Genomic DNA, 3,026 nt, shown 5'->3' on the forward strand with positions numbered 1-3,026 from the left:
GGCGAACGCGCTGCGGGCTCCGTCGGCTTCGGCCGTCGGCGCGGACCCGGCATGCCGTTCCTGCGCGGGGGCCAGCGCCCGCCGGGCACGCCGCCCGGGCGCCTGCGCCCCGGCGGGAACCGGCTGTCCGGGCAGCGGCTGTCCTGGGAGCTGCTGTTCCGGGAGTTGCTGTGCGGGGATCGGCTGCCCCGGCAGCGGCTGCGCGGGCGGCAGCGGCGCGGGAGCCGTGGCGGATACGGGCGCGGGCGTCGGCGCCGACGCGGAAGGCTGGTTCGGTACGGGGCCGGGCACCGGGGCCGGCATCGGCGCCGGGACCTGCGGTGCGACCGGCGTGGGCGACGGTGGTACGACAGGTGCCGCGGCCGCCCCGGGCCCGGCCGCCAGGGGCGCGGGCACCACCGAGGGCTGCTGGGGCACGGGTGCTGCCGCCGGTGCCGGTGCCGCTGCGGCAGGCCCGGCGGGCAGTGCCGGAAGCGCCCGCTGTCCGCCGTGCCGCGCCCGGCGCCCCGTACCGGCCGCCGCCGCGTCCACCGGCACACCCTGCGGCGGTACGGCCTGGCCGAGCGCCGGCCGCCCGGTCGGACGCGCGCCCTCGGCGGCCGTCACGACCGATCCTTCGGAAGGCGCGGCGGCAGGCAGAGCGACGGCGGAACCGGCTCCCGGCGCCCCGCCCCCGGTCTCCTCCGCGGGACTCGGCCGCCCGCGCCGGCGCCCCGTACCACCGCCGGTACCGCCACCGCCCCCGGTCGTGTCCTGGGCCGCGGCCGGCTCGCGCTGTCCCTCGCTCCCGGGAGCGCCCGGCGCGCCGGACCCGCCCGACGTACCGGATTCCGCCGGGGCCGCGCCCGTCTCGGCCGCCCGCGCCCGGCGCCGTCCCGTCGGTTCCCCGGCGACCTCCTCGCCCGGCCCGTCCAGGAACGCGTCCGTCGACGCCCGCCGCGCGCGCCGCCTGCCGCCGCCCGACGTCCCGGGTCCCTGCTGCGCGGGCAGCGCGGGCTGGGCCTCCGCCGGTGCCGCGGCGGGCGGCGGCACCGTACCCGCGCCCTCGCCCAACGGCAGCTCCAGCACATAGGCGCTGCCGCCCAGGCCCGGCATCTCGTGCGTCTGCAACACGCCACCGTGTGCTCGTACGATTCCTCGCACGATCGGTTCATGCACCGGATCGCCGCCCGCGAACGGCCCGCGCACCTCGATCCGTACGACATCACCGCGCTGCGCCGCGGCCACCACGATCGTCGAGTCGACATATCCGCCGCCAGGCACCAGCCGCGCCCGGCCGGTCGAGTCGACCCCGGCCACATCCGCGACCAGGTGCGCCAGCGCCGTCGCCAGCCGCGCCCCGTCCACCTCCGCCTCGATCGGCGGGGCGTGCACCGCGAACTGCGCCCGGCCCGGCCCGATCAGCTCGATCGCGCCCTCCACCCCGGCCGCGACCACCGCGTCGAGCAGGGCGTTCGTCTTGGTGAGCTGTTCCGTACCGGCGTCCAGCCGCTGATAGCCGAGGACATTGTCGACAAGCGTCGTCATCCGGGCATATCCGGCGGCGAGATGGTGCAGGATCTGGTTCGCCTCGGGCCAGAGCTGGCCTGCGGGGTCGGCGGCGAGCGTGCCCAGCTCGCCGCGCAGCTCCTCCAGCGGGCCGCGCAGGGATTCGCCGAGGACGGCGGTGAGCTGGGAGTGCCGGCCGGCCAGCTCCCCGTACCGCTCCGTCAGCTCCTCGATCTCGGCCGCGTACCGGTCGCTGCGGTCCGCCAGCTCGGCCGCGTGCCGCTCGGCCGCCTCCGCCAGCTCGGCGGTGAGCCGGTCCCGCGTACCGGTCAGCTCGCCGGTGAGGCGTTCGGTCGTCGCGGTCAGCTCGGCGGTGTGGCGCTCGGCGGCCTCCGCCAGCTCGGCCGCGTGCTGGTCGGCGAGGTCGTTGTACGGGCGGCGGTCGGTGAAGGTCATCACGGCGCCGACGAGCTGGTCACCGTCCCGTACCGGCGCGGTCGTCAGATCGACCGGCACCTGCTTGCCGTTCTTCGCCCACAGCACCTGCCCGCGCACCCGGTGCTTGCGGCCCGACCTGAGCGTGTCGGCGAGCGGCGAGTCCTCGTACGGGAACGGCTCGCCGTCCGCACGCGAGTGCAGGATCAGCGGGTGGAGCTGATGGCCGCCGAGGTCGCTGGCGCGGAAGCCCAGGATCTGCGCGGCGGCGGGGTTGACGAGGACGACCCGGCCCTCGGTGTCCGTACCGACCACGCCCTCGGACGCGGCCCGCAGGATCATCTCGGTCTGGCGCTGCGAGCGGGCCAGCTCGGCCTCGGTGTCGACGGTGCCGGACAGATCCCGTACGACCAGCATCAGCAGCTCGTCGCCGGTGTAGCTGTGCGAGTCGTTGTACGCGTCCCTGCCGTCCTCCAGGCTCGCGCTGGTGACCTCGGCCGGGAACTCGCCGCCGTCCGTGCGCCGCGCGACCATGCGCGTCGGTTTCGTACGGCCGCGCGCGTCGGCGCTGTCGGGGCGGCGCATCGAGCCGGGGATCAGCTTGGAGTCGAACTGGGGCAGCAGATCGAGCAGCCCGCGCCCGACGAGCGCGGTGCCGGGGGTCTCGAACATCTCCAGCGCGATGGTGTTGGCGTTGACGACCGTGCCGTTGGCGTTGACGAGCACCAAGCCGTCGGGGAGTGCGTCGAGTATCGCCGCGAGGCGAGCAGCGCCTCGGGATGGCCTGCTGCTCACGACGACGCTTCCTCCCTGGCCCACAGCACCTTGCGGACGGCCGCACCCATCTTGCCTCTCGGGTCCTGGCATGTCACTGGAGGGAGTCTAAGGGCTGGGGAGGTGACCGCGGCGGCGGATGAGCCGGAGCCCTCATGAGGGTTCTGTGCGAATGGCCCCGGAATGGGCTCGGGACTCCCGGGATCTCTCGGGATTTCCCTGACGGGGCGTGTCCGGGCCGGGCCCGGGGCGGCGGTACGGGACGGGTGCCGAGGCGGCTGTACGGGGCGTGTCGCGGGGCGCTGTGTCGGGGCCGCGTGTCTGCGGGG

At 76.2% G+C, this 3,026-nt stretch carries 1 protein-coding gene; it reads right to left on the bottom strand.

The window, feature by feature from the left end; all coding sequences use genetic code 11:
• A partial coding sequence (locus WH07_RS29950; protein WP_232789111.1) for a PAS domain-containing protein occupies nucleotides 1-2,718 on the bottom strand: 2,718 nt, incomplete at its 3' end.
• Between the last annotated feature and the right edge of the window lie 308 nt (nucleotides 2,719-3,026).

This window comes from Streptomyces odonnellii (assembly GCF_000981895.1).
Classification (GTDB): domain Bacteria; phylum Actinomycetota; class Actinomycetes; order Streptomycetales; family Streptomycetaceae; genus Streptomyces; species Streptomyces odonnellii.